This window comes from Streptomyces sp. NPDC028711, from assembly GCF_055565415.1.
In genome coordinates this window covers 288,320-305,766 of sequence record NZ_JBVHUJ010000002.1, presented here as the reverse complement: position 1 = coordinate 305,766, position 17,447 = coordinate 288,320, and the positions used below count along the sequence as shown (strand labels likewise).

Genomic DNA, 17,447 nt, shown 5'->3' with positions numbered 1-17,447 from the left:
GGCGTGGGCGCGGGCAACGAAACCGTGGCGTACGTCACTTGATCCGCGCGGCCATACCCCCGACCCGTACCGCGCTCATAGGCTGACGCCCATGTGGGTCTCCCTCGCGCTGTTCCTGCTCGGCGTCCTGACCGCCCTCGCGGCCCCCCGGCTGCTGTCACGGGCCGACTGGGTGGAGCGAGAACCCGTGGTGGCCCTCTGGGTGTGGCAGTGCGTGGTCGCCGCCGTGCTGCTCAGCTTCGCGCTCTCGATGACGTTCAGCGCGTCGACCGCCTGGCAGGCCGTACGGGGGCAGGTCTTCGCGCCCGCCCCGCGCGCGGTGATCGACGCGTACGAACTCGGGACGACCGGGCCCTGGTCCGCGGTCCTCGCGGTGGCCCTCGCGGCCGGCGGCGTCTGGTCGGGGGCGATGCTGGGCCGGGAGATCGGCCAGGCCCGCGCCCGGCGCAGGCAGCGCCGCTGCGACCTGCTCGTCCGCTCCCCCCTGCTGCCCGGGGAAGAGCCCGGCAGCGAGCCGCTCGTCGTCCTGGAGGGCGAGCGGGCGAGCGCCTGGTGGCTGGCGGGGCCCACGCCCCAGCTGGTGATCACCACGGCGGCGCTGCGGCGGCTGAAGGGGCGCCAGCTGGACGCGGTCCTCGCCCACGAGCAGGGACACGCGCGCGCCCGGCACGACTGGCTGCTGCACTCCTCGGCGGCGCTGGCCGCCGGATTCCCCGGCATCCCGGTCTTCACCGCCTTCCGTGAGGAGATGCACCGCCTGGTGGAACTGGCCGCCGACGACGTGGCCTCGCGCCGGTTCGGGCGCCTGACGATCGCGCTCGCCCTCGTCGAACTGAACGAGGACCGGGGCGTGTTCGGACCCGGCTCCGCGCCGTACGCGGACCTGCCGCGGCGCGTGAACCGGCTGCTGACGGCGGCGCCCCGGCTCACGGCGGGACGCCGGCTGCGGCTCACCGCCGCCGCGGCCCTGGTGCCCGTGGTCCCGGTGCTCGTGGCCTTCGTCCCGGCGCTCAGCGCGCTGGGGTAGCGGCGGGTGACGGCCCGGGCGCCGGCCGGAACGCCCGCGGCGGGGCGCGCGGGGCACGCGGGAGCTCGTACGGAGCTGATCGTCGGGCAGGATCGACGCATGCGCTCCTCCCTCCTCATCTCCGGCGCCCTCGCCGTGCCGCTGCTCGTCCTCGTGACCGTGGGGTGGGGGCCCCTGGTCTCCCTCGACCGCTCGGTCGCCGAGGCGCTCCACCGCGAGGCCGTCGACCGTCCCGGCCTCACCCATCTCCACCGCGTCCTCAGCGACTGGGTCTGGGACCCGGTGACGATGCGCGCCCTGGCCGCCGCGACCGTCGTCCTCCTGTGGTGGTGGCGGGAGCGGCGGACGGCCCTGTGGGTGGCCGGCACGACGCTGCTCGCCCTGGGACTCCAGCAGGCGGTGAAGGCGCTGGTGGGACGGGAGCGACCGCAGTGGATCGATCCGGTCGACTCGGCGCGGTACGCCGCCTTCCCGTCCGGGCACGCGATGGCCGCCACGGTCACCTGCGGGCTGCTGCTCTGGGTGCTCGCGCTGCGCTGGAGGCCCGAGTGGCGCGGCTGGGGCACTCTCGCGGGCGTCGCGCTCGTCTCGGTGCTCGGCGTGGGCTGGACGCGGGTCTACCTGGGCGTGCACTGGCCCTCGGACGTCGTCGGAGGCTGGCTGCTCGGCTGGTGCTGTGTGGCCGCGGCGGTCCTGATGTACCGCTGGAGCGAGCGACGCCGGGTTCCCGCCGATCATGGGGCGGCCGAGCTCGACGGGAGCAGAATGGGAGGGACACGATGAAGCCGCCTGTTCTGGACGATCCCCCGTGTCGCCCAGAACAGACGGCATCCCCGGCGGTATGCCACACGGGCATGCCGACGGGATGCGCCGAGTATATTGGCCGGCAGCCAGTCAACGCAGGAGTCCAGCATGTCCCCGCGTAGCCCATCGGTCAATGAAGAGCTGCGGCGGCGGTCGCGGGAGCGCATTCTGCGGGCCACGGTGGAGCTGGTCGACGCACACGGCTACGAGGCGACGACGCTCGGCGACATCGCGGAGCGGGCCGGTACGGCGCGCGGGCTCATCTCGTACTACTTCCCGGGCAAGCGGCAGCTCCTGCAGGCGGCGGTGCACCGTCTGATGCACCTCACCCTGGAGGAGGCGCTGGAGCGGGAGCCGCGCACCGAGGACGGCCGCGAGCGGCTGGCCCGGGCGATCGACGCGATCCTGGGGCTCGCCGCCGAGCGGCCCACGCTGATGCGGACGCACATGGCGGGCATCCTGCAGGCCGAGGGGTTCGTGCAGTGCGAGGAGCAGCAGCGCCTGGCGTTCCTGCTGCGGGACACGGTCACCCGGTACGGCTCCGAGGACGTGGACACGGACTATCCGCTGCTGCGCGCCCTGCTGATGGGCGCGGTGGTGGCGGTGCTGCTTCCTGGCGCCAGGATGCCGCTCGCACGGCTGCGGGCGGAGCTGTTCCACCGGTACGGCCTCGACTGGGAGGCCGGTGTGCCGCCGGACGGGGGTCCGCCCGACGGCACTCCGGCGCTCAGGCCGTCAGCCGGCCGTCCCGGTCAGTCGTCGAAGTCGAAGTAGTCCGGCTGCGTCTGGACGTTGAGCTCGCCCATCCGGATCCGCTTCGCGGGGTCGGTACGGCGGTCCGAGAGCTTCAGCACGTCGAAGCCCTTGGCCATGTCGTTCGAGTAGATGTAGCCGTTGTAGTAGTACGCGGACCACGAGCCGCCGCTGGAGATGGTGGTGGCGGACAGCGGGCCGCGCTCGAAGAAGGCGATCTCCTTCGGCTTGGCCGAGTCGGTGAAGTCCCAGACGGAGACACCGCCCTGGTACCAGGCCTGGACCATGAGGTCCTTGCCCTTGACCGGGATCAGCGAGCCGTTGTGGGCGACGCAGTTCTCGGTGTCGGCCTGGTGGCGCGGGATCTTGAAGTAGCTGCGGAAGACGAGGTCGCGCTTCTTGCCCTTGCCGACGATGTCGTAGATGCCGTCGGCACCGCGGTTCGGGCCGATGACGGCGTTGCAGGTGGCCGCGCCGCCGCCGCCGAGCTCGTCGGTGAAGACGACCTTGTTCGCCTTCTGGTTGAAGGTCGCGGAGTGCCAGAACGCGAAGTTGACGTTGTCCTGGACCTGGTCGATCACCCGGGGGTGCTCGGGGTCCTCGATGTCGAAGAGGATGCCGTCACCCATGCAGGCGCCGGCCGCGAGGTCCTTCTCCGGCAGCACGGTGATGTCGTGGCAGCCGGTGGTCTTGGAGACGCCCGGGTTGGTGGGACCGCCCGGGTTGCCGCCGCCGTCCGGGCCCTCGCCCGGGAAGAGGACGGGGAAGCTGACGATCGCGGCCTGCTCGGGTGCCTCGCGGGGCACCTTGATGACCGAGATGCCGTCGTGCGGGGGCTGGCAGTCCGGGAACGCGGCGTTGGGCGAGTACGACGAGACGTAGACGTACACGTCCTTGCGCTTGGGCACCAGCGTGTGGGTGTGCGAACCACAGGCGGTCTCGACGGCGGCGACGTACTTCGGGTTGGCGATGTCGCTGATGTCGAAGATCTTCATGCCCTCCCAGGATTCCTTGACCGAGGCGGGCTGCGAGGTGCTGGCGCAGGAGTTGTCGCTCCGGGAGGAGTCCGTCGAGAGGAACACGAGGTTCCCGGAGACGGAGATGTCGTTCTGGGAGCCCGGGCAGAGGACCTGGGCGACGGTCTTCGGGGCCTTCGGGTCGCTGATGTCGAAGATCCGGAAGCCGTCGTAGTTGCCGGCGAAGGCGTACTTGCCCTGGAACGCCAGGTCCGAGTTGGTGCCCTTGAGGGCGTCCTTCGGGATGTTGGCGAGGTGCTCGATGTTCGAGCTGTGGACGATCTCGTCCACGCCGGGTATCTCACCGCTCTGGATGGCGGAACGCGCTTCCGCCACCTGCTCCGAGGAGACCTTGCCCTGGACGGGGGCGTCTCCGGGGTCGGGCGTGGCGGCCGCGGGGCCCGACGCGAGCAGTGTGGCGAGCAGTCCGGCCGCGGCGGATGCCACGCCCAGGCGTCTGCGCCGTGCACGCGGGTCACGCGTGATGGACGAGGTATGCGGGGTACGCAACGAAGTCACTCCGTCCTCCCTGGTATCCGTTCAGCGTTGAACGGGTGTTGGACCCCGGCAGTATCTTCCTTGCCGTGCACATCTCAACAGATGGCAACACAGACGTAATGAAGGTTTTTGATCGGCAGCCCCGAGAAAAGTGCTAGGAACGGACACGGTCCACGCAAAAATCACCTGGAGGTCGCGTTGTTGATCAGCCGTCAGCGTGCCGTCATCGGCGCGGCCCTGTCCGCCGTCGTCGTACTCGCCCTGTCCGCCTGCGAGTCGGGCCCGGAGAAGAGCGCTCCGAAGGCCGCGGCCTCGACCGGGACCACGGTGGTGGCGCCGGGGAAGCCCGGCGAGCCGGCCCGGCGGATTTCCCCCGAGGAGGCCGCGCGGATGCTCCCGGACGAGAGCCCGAACAGCGCCGACTTCCGCTACGCGCAGATGATGATCGCGCACCACCGGCAGGCCCTCACCATGACGGCACTGGCCCCGCAGCGGGCGGGCTCCTCACCGGTCAAGAAGGTGGCCGAGCGGATCGCGGCGGCCCAGCAGCCGGAGATCAGCGCGATGGAAGGTTGGCTGAAAACCAACGGTGGTCCGCGCGAACAGACCGGCCACGACCATCACTCGATGCCGGGCATGGCGACCGAGGCCCAGCTGGAGGAGCTGAGGAACGCGAGGGGCCAGGCCTTCGACAGGCTGTTCCTGAAACTGATGATCACGCATCACGAGGGGGCGGTGACGATGGCCGCCGAGGTGCTGAGCGAGGGCAACAACGTCCTCGTGGAGGAGATGGCGAACGACGTGATCGCCCAGCAGACCTCGGAGATCAACCGGATGCGGTCGATGTAGGCGGGCGCGCGCGGGTCTCCCCCTACCCCTGGGCCGCACCGTCCTCGCGGGCGGCCTGGGCGGCCGCCGCCGCCAGGACGGTGTCGAGCAGCCCGGGGAAGAGGGCGTCGAGGTCGTCCCCGCGCAGGGCGTTGAGCTTCGCCGTACCGCGGTAGGTCTGCTGGATGACGCCGCTCTCGCGCAGCACCCGGAAGTGGTGGGTCGTCGTGGACTTGGTCACCGGGAGGACGAAGTACGAGCAGCTCAGCTCGGTGCCCTCGCGCGCCATGTCCCGCACGATGCTCAGACGCACCGGGTCGGAGAGCGCGTGCAGCACCGCCTCCAGACGGATCTCCTCACGTGTGGGGTGTTCGAGGGCGCGGGGGGTGGTGAGGGTCGTCACGGCGGCGGCTCCACTTCATCCGGGGTACCGCTCATTGTACGAGAACCCTCGTAGTTTGACAGACGCCGTACTACGAGAGCTATCGTACTAGCGTCCTTCGAGGCCCCCCCGAAACGGAGTCCGTCATGAGCGTCGCCCTGTTCGAGCCCTACACCCTGCGGTCCCTCACCGTGCCCAACCGGGTCTGGATGGCGCCCATGTGCCAGTACTCGGCGGAGATGACCGGCCCGAACGCGGGCGTCGCCACGGACTGGCACTTCGCCCACTACGCCTCCCGGGCCACCGGCGGCACCGGACTGATCCTCGTCGAGGCGACGGCCGTCTCCCCCGAGGGACGGATCAGCCCGGCGGACCTCGGCCTCTGGAACGACACCCAGACCGAGGGGCTGCGCCGGATCGCCGACTTCCTCAAGGAGCACGGCACGGTGCCCGGCATCCAGATCGGGCACGCCGGCCGCAAGGCCTCGACCAAGCGCCCGTGGGAGGGCCGCGGACCCGTCCCCGACGGCGGCCCCGGCTGGCAGCCCGTCGCGCCGAGCCCCGTCGAGTTCGCCGAGGGCTACCCGGTGCCGACCGAGCTGACCGTGGAACGGATCCAGGAGATCACCGGACAGTTCGCCGACGCGGCCCGCCGCGCGCTCGACGCCGGCTTCCAGGTCGTCGAGGTGCACGGCGCCCACGGCTACCTCATCGGCGAGTTCCTCTCCCCGCACAGCAACCACCGCACCGACGCGTACGGCGGCTCCTTCGAGAACCGGACCCGCCTCGCCCTCGAGGTCGTCGACGCCGTCCGGTCCGTGTGGCCCGAGGAACTCCCCGTCTTCTTCCGGATCTCGGCCACCGACTGGCTCGAGGAGCAGGGCTGGACGGCCGACGACACCGTACGGTTCGCCGCTCTCCTGCGCGAGCACGGCGTCGACCTCCTCGACGTCTCCAGCGGAGGCAACGGCGGACCGGCCGAGATCCCGGTGGGCCCCGGCTACCAGGTGCCCTTCGCGGCCCGCGTCAAGGCGGAGACCGGGCTGCCGGTGGCCGCCGTCGGCCTGATCACCGAGAGCGCGCAGGCCGAGAAGATCATCGCCAACGGCGAGGCCGACGCGGTCCTCCTCGGCCGGGAGCTGCTGCGCGACGCCTCCTGGGCCCGTCGCGCCGCCCGCGACCTCGGGGCCCGGACGCACGCGGCCCCGGACCCGTACGCCTGGGCGATCTGACCGGTACGCCTGGGCCGGGGCGCGGGAGTGTCCGGGGGCCGTTGTCAGTGGCCGGGTGCAGACTGGCCCGTATCCGCGACAACGGCGTCCTGGAGGTCACAGCCATGCCCGACGTACTCCTCACCGTAGGCACCCGCAAGGGGCTCTTCATCGGCCGAAGGCACGACGGCCGGTGGGAGTTCGACGATCCGGCCTTCCCCGCGCAGGCGGTCTACTCCGTCGCCGTCGACAAGCGGGGCCCGACCCCCCGCCTGCTCGTGGGCGGGGACAGCGCCCACTGGGGTCCTTCGGTCTTCCACTCCGACGACCTCGGCAGGACCTGGACCGAACCGGCCCGGCCGGCGGTGAAGTTCCCCGAGGACACCGGGGCCTCTCTGGAGCGCGTCTGGCAGCTGCACCCGGCGCCGGACCACTCCCCCGGCGTCGTGTACGCCGGGACGGAGCCGGCGGCGCTCTTCAGGTCGGCGGACGGCGGTGAGTCCTTCGAGCTCGTCCGCCCGCTGTGGGAGCACCCGACCCGTTCCCAGTGGGTGCCCGGCGGGGGCGGCGAGGCCGTGCACACCGTGGTGACCGACCGTCGCGACCCGGACGCCCTGACGGTCGCGGTGTCCACCGCCGGGGTGTTCCGCTCGCGCGACGGCGGGGCCGCCTGGGAGCCCTCCAACAAGGGCGTGTCGGCGGTGTTCCTGCCGGACCCGAACCCGGAGTTCGGGCAGTGCGTCCACAAGATCGCCCAGGACGCGGACGACCTGGACCGGCTCTACCTCCAGAACCACTGGGGTGTTTTCCGCAGCGACGACGCGGGCACCAGCTGGAACGACATCGGTTCCGGACTGCCCTCCGACTTCGGCTTCGCGGTCGCCGCGCATCCGCACCGCCCGGACACCGCCTATGTCTTCCCCATCACCGCGGACTCGGACAGGGTCCCGGCCGGCCGCCGGTGCCGGGTCTACCGCACGACCGACGCCGGGGCCACGTGGGAGCCGCTGGACCGGGGGCTTCCCGAGGGCGACCACTACGGCACGGTGCTCCGGGACGCGCTGTGCACGGACGACGCCGACCCGGCGGGCGTGTACTTCGGCAACCGCAACGGCGAGGTGTACGCGAGCGAGGACGACGGCGACAGCTGGCGGCTCCTCGCCGAACACCTGCCGGACGTGCTGTGCGTCCGGGCGGCGGTGATCTGAGCACGGCCGCCCGGCTGCCATGGGCCTTGGGGCCTGTCCGGGACTTCCCGGACAGGTCTCAGGGCAGGCGCCAGTCCACGGGCTGGGCCCCCTGCTCCAGGAGCAGTTGGTTGGCGCGGCTGAAGGGCCGGGAGCCGAAGAAGCCGCGATCCGCGGACATCGGGGACGGGTGCGCGGACTCGACCGCCGGCAGATCGCCGAGGAGCGGACGGGCGTTGCGGGCGTCGCGGCCCCACAGGATCGACACCAGCGGCTTGCCCCTGGCGGCCAGGGCGCGGATGGCCTGCTCGGTGACCTCTTCCCAGCCCTTCCCCCGGTGGGCGGCCGGCTTGCGCGGGGCGGTGGTCAGCGCCCTGTTGAGCAGCAGGACGCCCTGCCGGGTCCAGGGGGTCAGATCGCCGTTCGAGGGCCTCGGCATGCCGAGGTCGGTGTGCAGCTCCCGGAAGATGTTCTCCAGGCTTCCGGGCAGCGAGCGGACCTCCGGCGCCACCGCGAAGCTCAGCCCGATCGCCATCCCCGGCGTCGGGTAGGGGTCCTGACCCACGATCAGGACCCGGACCTCGTCGAAGGGTTGCTGAAAAGCCCGCAGCACATGCTGTCCGGCCGGCAGATACGTCCTCCCCGCGGCGATCTCGGCGCGCAGGAAGTCGCCCATCTCCGCCACACGGTCCGCCACGGGGCTCAGGGCCTCCGCCCAGCCGGGCTCCACCAGTTCCTTCAACGGTCGCGCTGTCACGGTCCGTCACTCTACCGGCCCACAGTGACACCCGGCCCCGGCTCTCCCGGCCGCCCTCCCCGGCGCTCTCCCTGCCGCACTCCCCGGTCACCGCCTAGACTCCGCCCACTCCCCCGCCCCACCCCCTGCGAGGACGGTGCACCGTGGATTCCGTGAACAAGCCCTCCGGCCCCTCCGGTACCTCCGGCGGGCTGGTCGTCGGTGTCGACTCCGGTGGTTCGGGGCTTCGGATCGCCCTGGCCGACGCGGCGAGCGGCGTCGTCCTCGGCACCCACGTCTCGCGTACGCCGGTACGGACCGGGCCCGGCGGGATCTCCGCCCGGCACTTCCTCGACCAGGTCCTGCCGGCCGTTCGCGCCCTCACGGAAGCCCACGGTGCGCGGCCGGTCGTCGCCGTGGCCGTGGGCGCCGCCGGGATGGCGACGCTCGGGGACGAGCTGCGGGCCGAGCTGCCGGGGGCTTTCGCCGAGGCGTGGGGGGTGCGGCGGCTCGCGCTCGCGGCCGACGCGGTCACCGCGTACGCCGGTGCGCTCGGGCAGCGGCCGGGCGCGGTCGTCGCGGGCGGCACGGGCATGATCGCGCTCGGCACGGATCTGACGTCCTGGCGGCGGGCCGACGGCTGGGGACACCTCCTCGGTGACTGCGGCAGCGGCGCCTGGATCGGCCGGGCCGGCTTGGAGGCGGCGATGCGCGCGTACGACGGGAGGCGCGGCGGCTCCGCCGCGCTCCTGGTCCGCGCCGAGAAGCTGTTCGGCCCGGCGGCCGGGCTCCCCGGCACGCTCTACCCGCGCACGGACCGGCCCGCGGTGCTTGCCTCCTTCGCCCCGGAGGTGGGGCGGTGCGCCGTGGAGGATCCGGTGGCGACGGACGTCCTGGTACGGGCGGCCGGGCACATCGCCGAGGCCGCCGAGGCGGTGTGCCCCGCCGGTCCCGGGGCGCGGGTCGCGCTGACAGGCGGCCTGTTCAAGATCGGCGACCCCCTGCTCGTACCACTGCGGGCCGCGCTGGAGGAGGCGCTTCCGCACGCCAGGGCCGTGGACCCCGCGGGGGATCCGTCGGCCGGGGCGGTCGCGCTCGCGGCGGCGCTCGCCACCGGCACGCTGCGGCTGCCGGAGGATCCCGCGCTGCTCCGTGTGTTCGGCGGGGTGACTCCGTAGCGGGTGCATCCGCCCAGGTGGGAGGCGGTACACGGAGCAAGATCGGCCCGGGATCGGCGCCAGGGGGGGAACACAGGGGGGACATAGGGGGGCAGAAGGCGCGTGACCGCACCTCAGCCGACGCCGAGCCGGGTGAAACCAGTAGCATGCGGCGCCATGAGCTCCCCCACTGGGCCTGCTTCCGGCCTGCCTGTACGAATGCCTCGACCCCGTCAGTCCGGGCGGCACCGTCGCCCCGAACCCGCGGCGGCGCCCGAGGGCGCTCCCGCACTGGTTCTCGCTGTGCCCGGCGTGCCGTCCGCCGCCATACGCTCGCTCGCCGAAGAGGTCGTGAGCATCGCCCGCTCCGAGCTGCCCGGCCTCGAGGCCCTCATCGGCTTCGTCGAGGGTGACGACAACGAGTACCCCTCGCTCACCGCGGTGCTCGTGGCCGCCGCCTCGCTGCGCACCGAGCGGTACGAGTTCGCCGTGGCCGCCGGCCGCGAGGTCAGCGCCCCCACGGGCCCCGCCGCGGTCGTCGTGCCGCTGCTCGCCGGTCCGGACAGCGCCCAGACGCGCCAGGTGCGCCAGGCCGTGATGGACGCGGGGAACACCGCCGAGCTGACCGAGGTCCTCGGTCCGCACCCGCTGCTCGCCGAGGCGCTGCACGTGCGTCTCTCCGAGGCGGGCCTGGCCCGTGCCGACCGCGCCCGGCTGTTCACCGTCGCGACGGCCGCCGACGGCATCATCCTGGCCACGGTCGGCGGCGAGGAGGCCGTGCAGGCAGCGGGGATCACCGGCATGCTGCTCGCCGCGCGCCTCGCCGTCCCGGTGATGGCCGCCGCGCTCGACCAGGAGGGTTCGATCGCCGCCATCGCCGAGCAGCTGCGCGGCTCCGGCTCGGAGCAGCTGGCCCTCGCCCCGTACCTGATCGGCCCCGAGCTCGCCGAGGGTCTGCTCGACGAGGCCTCGAAGGAGGCCGGGTGCGCCGCGGCCGAGCCGCTGGGGGCCTACCCGGCGATCGGCAAGCTGGTGCTCTCGCAGTACACGGCGACGCTGGGCATCCAGCAGCAGAGTGCGCCCTCGCTCTGAGGCCGCGCGAACCCGCCCGTACGCGGAAGGGCCCGCACCGGATGTCCGGTGCGGGCCCTTCGGCGTACCCCCGTTTGCGCTGCCGAGGACCGGTCTCAGCCGAAGACGACGCAGGAGGCCGCGGGGGCCTCGATCGCGCCCGCGGGCGCGGGGATCCCCGTCTCCGGGTCGAGGGTGAACCAGGTGACGTCGCCGGAGCGCTCGTTGGCCGCGTACAGATGCCGTCCGGACGGGCCGAGGGTCAGGTCGCGCGGCCAGGCACCGCCGCAGGGCACGGTGGTGACGAGCGCCGCCCCGGCGCCGTCGGGGTCGAGGGCGAGCACGGCGAGGGTGTCGTCGCCGCGTACGGCGGCCCAGAGGAACCGTCCGTCGGGGGCGGCGACGACCTCGGAGGGGTAGCTGGGGCCGGCGGTGCCCTCGGGGACGACGGGGGTCTCGCCGAGCGGTTCGAGCACGCCCGCCGCCGCGTCCCAGCGGCAGACGGTGAGGGTGGGTTCCAGCTCGTTCAGGACGTACGCGTGCGTGCCGGCCGGGTGGAAGGCGAGGTGGCGGGGACCGGTGCCGGGACGCAGCGCGGTCTCGCGGTGGAGGGTGAGCGTCCCGGTCGCCTGGTCGAGGGCGCAGATCTGTACGGAGTCGGTGCCGAGGTCCACGCTGACGATCCAGCGGCCGCTGGGGTCGGGGAGCACCTGGTGGGCGTGCGGGCCGGCCTGACGGGCGGCGACGGGTCCCCTGCCCTCGTGCCGCAGGACGGTCGTGGCGGGGCGGGCGGTGCCGTCCTGGCCGAGGGGCAGGGCGGTGACGCTGCCGGAGGTGTAGTTGGCGGTGAGGAGGTGGCCGGCGGCGACGGCGAGGTGGGTGGGGCCGGAGCCGTCGACGGGGACGGGCGCGCCGAGGAGCCGGGGCGCGGGGCCGGTGACGTCGAAGGCGGCCACGGCTCCCGGCTCGGTCTCGGAGACGGCGTGGAGCACGGGCCCCGCGAGGGCGAGGAACGAGGGGTCGGGGACGGCGTCGCTGCCGCCGGTGACGGCCAGGGCGCCCGTCTCCTCGTCCACCTCGGCTGCCAGGACACCGCGCCCGCCGGCCGAGGTGAACGAGCCGACGTAGGCCCGTGCCGCGCGCCGCCCCTGAACCGTCCCTGTGCCGCCCACGACGCCTCCCCTGTCCGCGGGGCCGGTCGCGGGTCGACCGGCCTGCCGTCGGGCCGACGGTAGCAGCCGGTCTAGACCAAAGGGGGTGGGGAGTGGCGGCGTGGTGAGGCCGATGAGGGTCTGTTCGTGTGCGAGGCCGTGGGGATGGCCGGCGCCGGACCGTCCCCTCTCAGGAACGGACCACCCAGGCGCCTGGCGGAGTCCTCAGCGGAGCGTCCAGCTCCGTGAGGACGCGAGCGAGTCCCCTCGCGTGGACGAGGGCGGGCGCGCCGACGTGGGTATCGGCCTCGGGCCTGACGTGCGTATCGGCCTCGGGCTTGAGGTGAGCGGGCGCGACCACGTGGGCATCGCCCCCCTCGGGCTTGATGTGGGCGTCCAGGTCGACCGCAGGCCCCTCGCGAGAGGTGAGCGCCTCCACGGCGGCCTCGACTCGCCAGCAGGCCGCGGCGAGGCGCGCGTCATGGCTGGCGTCCGCGTCGGCTGCGACGGCGACGAGTCCCCGTACCTCCGCGGCCGCCTGGTCGAGCAGCACCAGGACCCTGCGTGCTCGCTCCTTCCTGGCCTTGAGGGGGTTCAAGGGGTGCACAAGCGGAGCCAGCGAGAGCCGCACACGCCCGAGGAGCGCCTCGAGCTCGGCGGCGTGCGGCGCCGGGTCGGCCTCCTCGCCGGCGAGACGGCGTACGGCCGCCGAGGTGGCCGACCGGACGCAGAGCAGCGCCCGCTGGATCCACGCGTCGTTCGTCGTGTGGGTCCGGACCGGGAGGACCAGTGTCACGGCGAGCACGGCGCACACGGCCCCGACGCCCGTCTCGGCCACGCGCAGGAGGAGCAGCGCACCGTCGAGCACGCCGAGGAGGCCGTAGAGCAGGCTGGCCATCACGGTGACCGCCAGGATCATCCAGCTGTAGGACACGGCGGCGGTGTAGAAGATCCCGAACACGCAGACGGCGACAAGCAGCGCGGTGAGGACCGGCGCACCGCCCAGCGGGATGGCGACGAGGAATCCGGCGGCGATGCCGGTGGCGGTGCCGAGGACGCGGCGGAAGCCCCGTACGAGCGTCTCGCCGCGCGACGCGGTGTTCACGAAGATCCACCACACCGTGCCGACGGCCCAGTACCAGCGCTCCCCCGAGAGGAACTGACCCACGACGAGGGCCACGCCCGAGGCGACGGCGACCTGGACGGCCTGCCGGGTGGTGGCCCGGGCGAACCCCGTCCCGGGGAGGGCGGCGGGCACGGCCGGCGGCGGGACCCGGCGCTCGATCGGCCACAGCACGAAGCGCACGGCCGCGGCCGCGGCCAGCGCGATGCCGGTGGCCGCGTACAGCTCGGGGAGCTGGGCGGGCAGGGCGTGCAGGAACTGGGTCACGAAGAACTGCATGAAGGCGAAGATGCCGAGGGCGTGGCCGCGCGGCCCCCAGCGGCGGGCGTACACACCGGCGAAGGCGATGAGCAGCCAGGTCGCGTCGCGCAGGAGCGGCGCGTCGTGGAGGAGGGTCGCCAGGGCGAGTACGGGAAAGCCCACGGTCGGCAGCAGGGCGGTGGTGACGGCCTGGCGGCGCACCGTGGGGTCGGTGACCGTGAAGAGCGCGAGCAGCGCGGCGAGACCGGCGGTGATGGACGCGACGAGGGACAGACCGAGCAGCTCGGCGACGGCGACGGCGAGCGCGATGCCGAGGACGGCGCGCAGCGAGATCCTGAGCCGGACGAGCCCCGGATCCGGAGCCATGAAGTACTTCCGCACGGCGGCCAATCCGCCCCCCTTGATCTGTTCCTCATCGCGGACGAGGCTCCCCGGGGGTGGTGGGGGCTCGGACACGACGAAAGCACCGCGGGCCGGTCCGGCCTCGTCGCCGGACGGCGCTGCGCGGCGCCGAAGGTGTGTGATGGCTACAAGGATAGACCGAAGGGGGCACAGCGGCTCAACTGCCGGACGAAACGCTGGGCCATTGGCCCGGCGTCCCGGCGGGCCGGGTGACCGGACGGAGCCATTGGTCCACGCCACGACACCCGGCCGCCGCCGTCGAGGATGGCGAGAAGCGCCCGAGGTCAGACGGGCGGCAGCAGATCGCTCTCGCTGATGGTGTACGTCAGGAGGGGGTAGGTGAAGTCCGTTTCGTTGTTCTCGCGGCGCCGCAGCCGGTAGAACTCACGGCTCTGCTCATCGTCGGCCGGCATGAGGCGCGCGCCCTGCGGGAGGTACGCCTGTCCGTCCCGAAACCGGACGTGGGTCTTCGACGTACGAAAGGTCACGCCCAGCCATTGGTTTTCCGCCGCCCGGTCGGGCGTGTCCAGAACGATTTTGTGTCTGAGTCGCCGATTCGAGTCGACGGAAAAGGCGACGACAGTGTGGTGGGTGAGCGGGATCTCGAACGTCTCGCCGCCGGCCCCCTTCTCTTCGAAGATCAGCTTCCTCGGCGGACTCGCTTCGGGATGCTCATAGCAGGAGAAGACGGCGATGAACGACTCGTCGGCCAGATCGAGCGCTTGGTCGGAATGGCTGCCCATGGTGGTGTAGGCGTTCGTGTAGCTCTCGATGAGAGCGTTGTCGAAGCCGACCGGGAGCGCCGCATGTTCCTGAATCCGTCGCGCCAGCCGTTCGTGCACGTCCCGGAAACGCTGCGCCGGACTGTGGTACCGGGTGGTCGTTCGTACGAGAGGCACACCGCCCGCCTCGTCGATCCTGGTGAGCACGGCGCCTCGCCGGCCTTTTCCCACGTCTTCCCAGCGAACCGACGCGGACAGCTCCGCGAAGAGATTCTCCTCGGCCGGCAGAGCGTACGAGAGGATCTCGTCCGAGGTTCTAGACTCGGGGGGCAAGGTAGTCTCCCGTATTCATACTGAAGAGGAATTCGTCGCCGTAATCGATGAAGGACGAGGTCCTGTTCTCCTCGGCGTACAGCCTGCGCAGCTCGTCCATTCCGGCCGGTGTGGGCGGCCCGAGCTTCACCAGTTCTCCGCCCGCTTCGAGGAACGTGTGGCCGTCCTTGTGAACGGCTTCGGCGCTCGAACAGCGCACCACGTATCCCAGGCGGGTCGGAAGCAGCTCGGCGTCCAACGCCGAGGGCCGGATCTCGTGCGTATACAGGCGGTTGGTGGACAACGGCATGAAGAAGACGGAGCCGGGATAAAGAGTCACGGTGAACTGCGGGGGAAGCGCGATCCCGGCATGCCCTTCGGTCGGAACCCTCGGATCCTTGAGGCGAAAGCGGAGTCTGGTCAGCCCGCTGACGCCCTTCACCCCGTGGTCGAAGGCGTCCCCGGCCAGCGGCTGCAGCTTGTCGAGCCCGTCATAGAAGGTGCAGAAGGCCATGATGCCGTTGACGGGCATGTCCTTGGTCTTGTCGGCATGGGCCGAGATCTTGGCCTTGGACTGCTTGCGCTCGGACGTGGCAAGGGTGTTGTGGTAGATCTGCGCGAGCACGTGATTCAGCGGCGCCTGATCCCGGAAGACGGCGGCTGCCTCGCGGTTCAGAGCGTCGACGATGTGCGTGTCGGTCGGGCGAAAGCCCTCCGTCGGCCCGGAGAGATTCGTGGAGCACCGGAGCAGGCGGAAATGCAGGTCGTCACCGTTCCGCGTGACGGGCGTCAGATAGATTCCGCTGCGATGAGCCGTTCCGGGCTTGGTGGACTCCGTCAGGGACTGGAACGCGTGCTCCGTACGGATGCGTTCGAAGTGATCCGCGTCGAGTCCGAAGAAGCGGCGGTAGTACACGCCGACGCCGTGCACACGGAGGGGAACTCGGCCGACGTCGATGACGGTCCAGGGTTCGTCGACGTCCTCACGCTCGACGCCCTCGCCGTATCCGTGCGACAGCTCCCGGACGACGAAAACCCGGGCAGCCGCCCGCAGGTGGCGGGCGCTGATCCCGGATATGTCTCCACACAGGTAGACGGTCTTCCGGGCGAGGTCGGGCGAACCGGAGGCGAGGTACTCCGGGGTGATGGTGGACCCGAAGAATTCTCTGACCGATTCATTGTCGTGCATGGTCGAAGGCGCGACCAGAACATTGCTCGCATCATCGATGCAGGCTTCGGTCAACCCTGGTGCGTACATCAAACGGTACCTGTCCATTCGCAGAGCTCGGTGGTTCTATCGAAACCGTTGAGTCTTGGTGCCCGGGCCGAGCCCGGTCGATGAGACGACCTCTACGCCTTGACCGGTGCGGCCGACCTGGCGGCCTGCTCGATCTTCGCCCAGTGGGCCGCACGGGCTTCCTCGTCGATCCGCTGCTCGTGTTCGGCGCGCAGCCCGGTCCGGCCGTCGAGGCCCTCGCGCAGGATGTCGGCGTGCCCGGCATGCCGGATGGACTCGCCGAGGACATGGACCATGATGGCGAACAGGTTCGTGTCGGCATGAGGCTCCGGCCACCACGGCACGTGGCCGGGGGCGTCGAGGGGAAGCTCGTTGATCGTCGCGTCCGAGTGTTCCCACGTGCGCCGGTAGAACCCGATGATCTGATCGCGGGTCTCGTCCTCGGTCGCCCACAGATCGCTGCCGTTGGAGTCCTGCCACCGGGGCAGCGGTTCCGGGGAAGGGCGGTCGAAGACCTCGCCGAAGTACCTGGCCTCGACACTGGCCACGTGCTTGACCAGGCCGAGGAGGTTGGTCCCGGTCGCTGTCAACGGTCGGCGGGCGTCGTATTCGGACAAGCCGTCGAGTTTCCAGAGCAGCGCCTCGCGGTCCCGCCGCAGTCTCCCGTGCAGGTTGCCCTTCGCGAATTCATCGATCATGCGGCATGAGCCTGCCATGGGCTGCTCGCGGTCTCAAGATCCGTACGCGGTCCGCACCGACGGGCGGCTCAGGCCGGCTTGCGCCACACGGAGACGTGCTTCGCGGAGTCCTGGGTGAACGGAGACGCGTCCCAGTCCGCGACGCGACGTTCCAGCTCGAGCCCGGCGATCCGCGCCATCAGGTCGAGCTCCGCCGGCCAGGCGTACCGGTGCCGGGAGTTCTCGCGACGGTAGTGGCCGTCGCCGCCGTCGCGGGTGAAGTGGTGCGAGACGAGCATCTGCTCGACCAGGTCGAAGGTGTCGAAGCCGAGATGCCGCTCAGAGACGTCGAACGGCACCGCGACCTGACCGGGCGGCAGGAGCCGCAGCGGCGGCACGCCCAGCTCGATGACGAACCGGCCGCCGGGCTCCAGATGCCGTGCGGCGTTGCGGAAGCACTCGACCTGCTCGTCCTGCGTGAGCAGGTTCGTGATGGTGTTGTAGACGAGGTAGACCAGGGTGAACCCGCCGGGAACGACCGTGGTGGCCATGTCCCCGATGACTACCGGGAGGGTGGCCTCGTCGACCTTGCGCCGCAGCACCGCCGCCATGTGCTCGGACAGTTCGATGCCCACGACCGGCACGCCGCGTTCCCGGAGCGGGACGCCCACGCGTCCGGTTCCGATGGCGAACTCCAGCGCCCGGCCGTCTCCGGCGAGCTCGGCGAGGAAGGCGAGGGTCGGTCCGAGAACGGCAGCCGAGGACGCTTCGGCTTCCTCGGCGTCGTAGCGGTCGGCGGTCGCGCGGGTCCACAGTTCACTGCTCGTCACGGGTGCCCACTGTGCCGGGTGCCGAGGGCGCTGTCGACGCATTTACGTTCTCGAGACGCTTA

General features: G+C 71.8%; 17 protein-coding genes. 8 read left to right on the top strand and 9 right to left on the bottom strand.

Translation table 11 applies throughout. From position 1 onward, the window contains the following. The first annotated feature begins 91 nt into the window (after nt 1-91). The 3 genes from ACZ4VK_RS07185 (at nt 92) to ACZ4VK_RS07175 (ending at nt 2,605) form a co-directional block, all read left to right on the top strand. A complete protein-coding gene (locus ACZ4VK_RS07185) occupies nt 92-1,027 on the top strand; it encodes a M56 family metallopeptidase (RefSeq protein ID WP_468349392.1) in 936 nt (311 codons plus the stop codon). Between the two features lie 99 nt (nt 1,028-1,126). Next, nucleotides 1,127-1,810, top strand: coding sequence for a phosphatase PAP2 family protein (locus ACZ4VK_RS07180; protein WP_468349390.1), 684 nt, complete (start codon nt 1,127-1,129; stop codon nt 1,808-1,810). Between the two features lie 129 nt (nt 1,811-1,939). Continuing rightward, nucleotides 1,940-2,605 carry a TetR/AcrR family transcriptional regulator gene (locus ACZ4VK_RS07175; protein WP_468349389.1) on the top strand — a complete coding sequence of 222 codons (666 nt, stop codon included), beginning with the start codon at nt 1,940-1,942 and terminating at the stop codon, nt 2,603-2,605. On the opposite strand, the gene ACZ4VK_RS07170 is transcribed toward ACZ4VK_RS07175, so the two are convergent. Further along, the gene (locus ACZ4VK_RS07170; protein ID WP_468349387.1) at nt 2,584-4,119 is read right to left on the bottom strand and encodes an LVIVD repeat-containing protein; all 1,536 of its coding nucleotides are present in this window, start codon (nt 4,117-4,119) and stop codon (nt 2,584-2,586) included. The genes ACZ4VK_RS07175 and ACZ4VK_RS07170 overlap by 22 nt on opposite strands. Before the next feature lie 183 nt (nt 4,120-4,302). Here ACZ4VK_RS07170 and ACZ4VK_RS07165 point away from each other — a divergent pair, with 183 nt between their 5' ends. Next, nucleotides 4,303-4,947, top strand: coding sequence for a DUF305 domain-containing protein (locus ACZ4VK_RS07165; protein ID WP_468350781.1), 645 nt, complete (start codon nt 4,303-4,305; stop codon nt 4,945-4,947). A gap of 22 nt (nt 4,948-4,969) precedes the next feature. Here the strand turns inward: ACZ4VK_RS07165 and ACZ4VK_RS07160 are convergent, their stop codons facing one another. Then, a complete protein-coding gene (locus tag ACZ4VK_RS07160; protein ID WP_468349385.1) occupies nt 4,970-5,329 on the bottom strand; it encodes an ArsR/SmtB family transcription factor in 360 nt (119 codons plus the stop codon). Between the two features lie 125 nt (nt 5,330-5,454). Between ACZ4VK_RS07160 and ACZ4VK_RS07155 the strand changes: the two genes are divergently transcribed. Both ACZ4VK_RS07155 and ACZ4VK_RS07150 read left to right on the top strand, forming a co-directional pair. Continuing rightward, nucleotides 5,455-6,540: an NADH:flavin oxidoreductase/NADH oxidase gene (locus ACZ4VK_RS07155; protein ID WP_468349383.1), complete on the top strand. Its 1,086-nt coding sequence runs from the start codon at nt 5,455-5,457 to the stop codon at nt 6,538-6,540. Between the two features lie 104 nt (nt 6,541-6,644). Then, nucleotides 6,645-7,727: a WD40/YVTN/BNR-like repeat-containing protein gene (locus ACZ4VK_RS07150; RefSeq protein WP_468349381.1), complete on the top strand. Its 1,083-nt coding sequence runs from the start codon at nt 6,645-6,647 to the stop codon at nt 7,725-7,727. A gap of 58 nt (nt 7,728-7,785) precedes the next feature. Here the strand turns inward: ACZ4VK_RS07150 and ACZ4VK_RS07145 are convergent, their stop codons facing one another. Further along, nucleotides 7,786-8,463 carry a uracil-DNA glycosylase gene (locus ACZ4VK_RS07145; RefSeq protein WP_468349379.1) on the bottom strand — a complete coding sequence of 226 codons (678 nt, stop codon included), beginning with the start codon at nt 8,461-8,463 and terminating at the stop codon, nt 7,786-7,788. A gap of 152 nt (nt 8,464-8,615) precedes the next feature. On the opposite strand from ACZ4VK_RS07145, the gene ACZ4VK_RS07140 reads away from it, so the two are divergent. After that, the gene (locus ACZ4VK_RS07140) at nt 8,616-9,620 is read left to right on the top strand and encodes an N-acetylglucosamine kinase (protein ID WP_468349377.1); all 1,005 of its coding nucleotides are present in this window, start codon (nt 8,616-8,618) and stop codon (nt 9,618-9,620) included. A gap of 156 nt (nt 9,621-9,776) precedes the next feature. Beyond that, nucleotides 9,777-10,691 (top strand): sirohydrochlorin chelatase, encoded by a 915-nt coding sequence (locus ACZ4VK_RS07135; protein WP_468349375.1) that lies wholly within the window; start codon nt 9,777-9,779, stop codon nt 10,689-10,691. Between the two features lie 95 nt (nt 10,692-10,786). On the opposite strand, the gene ACZ4VK_RS07130 is transcribed toward ACZ4VK_RS07135, so the two are convergent. The 6 genes from ACZ4VK_RS07130 to ACZ4VK_RS07105 all read right to left on the bottom strand — a co-directional run bounded on the left by ACZ4VK_RS07130 (nt 10,787) and on the right by ACZ4VK_RS07105 (nt 17,385). Next, nucleotides 10,787-11,842 carry a lactonase family protein gene (locus ACZ4VK_RS07130; RefSeq protein WP_468349373.1) on the bottom strand — a complete coding sequence of 352 codons (1,056 nt, stop codon included), beginning with the start codon at nt 11,840-11,842 and terminating at the stop codon, nt 10,787-10,789. A gap of 169 nt (nt 11,843-12,011) precedes the next feature. Continuing rightward, nucleotides 12,012-13,571, bottom strand: coding sequence for an FUSC family protein (locus ACZ4VK_RS07125; protein ID WP_468349371.1), 1,560 nt, complete (start codon nt 13,569-13,571; stop codon nt 12,012-12,014). 320 nt (nt 13,572-13,891) lie between these two features. Then, complete coding sequence (locus ACZ4VK_RS07120) at nt 13,892-14,662, bottom strand: hypothetical protein (RefSeq protein WP_468349369.1); 771 nt, start codon at nt 14,660-14,662, stop codon at nt 13,892-13,894. Then, nucleotides 14,646-15,899 (bottom strand): hypothetical protein, encoded by a 1,254-nt coding sequence (locus ACZ4VK_RS07115; RefSeq protein ID WP_468349367.1) that lies wholly within the window; start codon nt 15,897-15,899, stop codon nt 14,646-14,648. Before ACZ4VK_RS07115 ends, ACZ4VK_RS07120 begins: the two co-directional genes overlap by 17 nt. A 92-nt stretch (nt 15,900-15,991) precedes the next feature. Then, on the bottom strand, nt 15,992-16,576 hold the full coding sequence (locus ACZ4VK_RS07110) for a DinB family protein (protein WP_468349365.1): 585 nt from the start codon (nt 16,574-16,576) through the stop codon (nt 15,992-15,994). Nucleotides 16,577-16,644: 68 nt separating this feature from the next. Beyond that, nucleotides 16,645-17,385 (bottom strand): class I SAM-dependent DNA methyltransferase, encoded by a 741-nt coding sequence (locus ACZ4VK_RS07105; protein WP_468349363.1) that lies wholly within the window; start codon nt 17,383-17,385, stop codon nt 16,645-16,647. Nucleotides 17,386-17,447 lie beyond the last annotated feature (62 nt).

Bases quoted from the DNA above. Each gene is read 5' to 3' on its own strand.
- ACZ4VK_RS07185 (WP_468349392.1), top strand. From the start codon at position 92: ATGTGGGTCTCCCTCGCGCTGTTCCTGCTCGGCGTCCTGACCGCCCTC.
- ACZ4VK_RS07180 (WP_468349390.1), top strand. From the start codon at position 1,127: ATGCGCTCCTCCCTCCTCATCTCCGGCGCCCTCGCCGTGCCGCTGCTC.
- ACZ4VK_RS07175 (WP_468349389.1), top strand. From the start codon at position 1,940: ATGTCCCCGCGTAGCCCATCGGTCAATGAAGAGCTGCGGCGGCGGTCG.
- ACZ4VK_RS07155 (WP_468349383.1), top strand. From the start codon at position 5,455: ATGAGCGTCGCCCTGTTCGAGCCCTACACCCTGCGGTCCCTCACCGTG.
- ACZ4VK_RS07150 (WP_468349381.1), top strand. From the start codon at position 6,645: ATGCCCGACGTACTCCTCACCGTAGGCACCCGCAAGGGGCTCTTCATC.
- ACZ4VK_RS07135 (WP_468349375.1), top strand. From the start codon at position 9,777: ATGAGCTCCCCCACTGGGCCTGCTTCCGGCCTGCCTGTACGAATGCCT.
- ACZ4VK_RS07125 (WP_468349371.1), bottom strand. From the start codon at position 13,571: ATGGCTCCGGATCCGGGGCTCGTCCGGCTCAGGATCTCGCTGCGCGCC.
- ACZ4VK_RS07115 (WP_468349367.1), bottom strand. From the start codon at position 15,899: ATGTACGCACCAGGGTTGACCGAAGCCTGCATCGATGATGCGAGCAAT.
- ACZ4VK_RS07110 (WP_468349365.1), bottom strand. From the start codon at position 16,576: ATGATCGATGAATTCGCGAAGGGCAACCTGCACGGGAGACTGCGGCGG.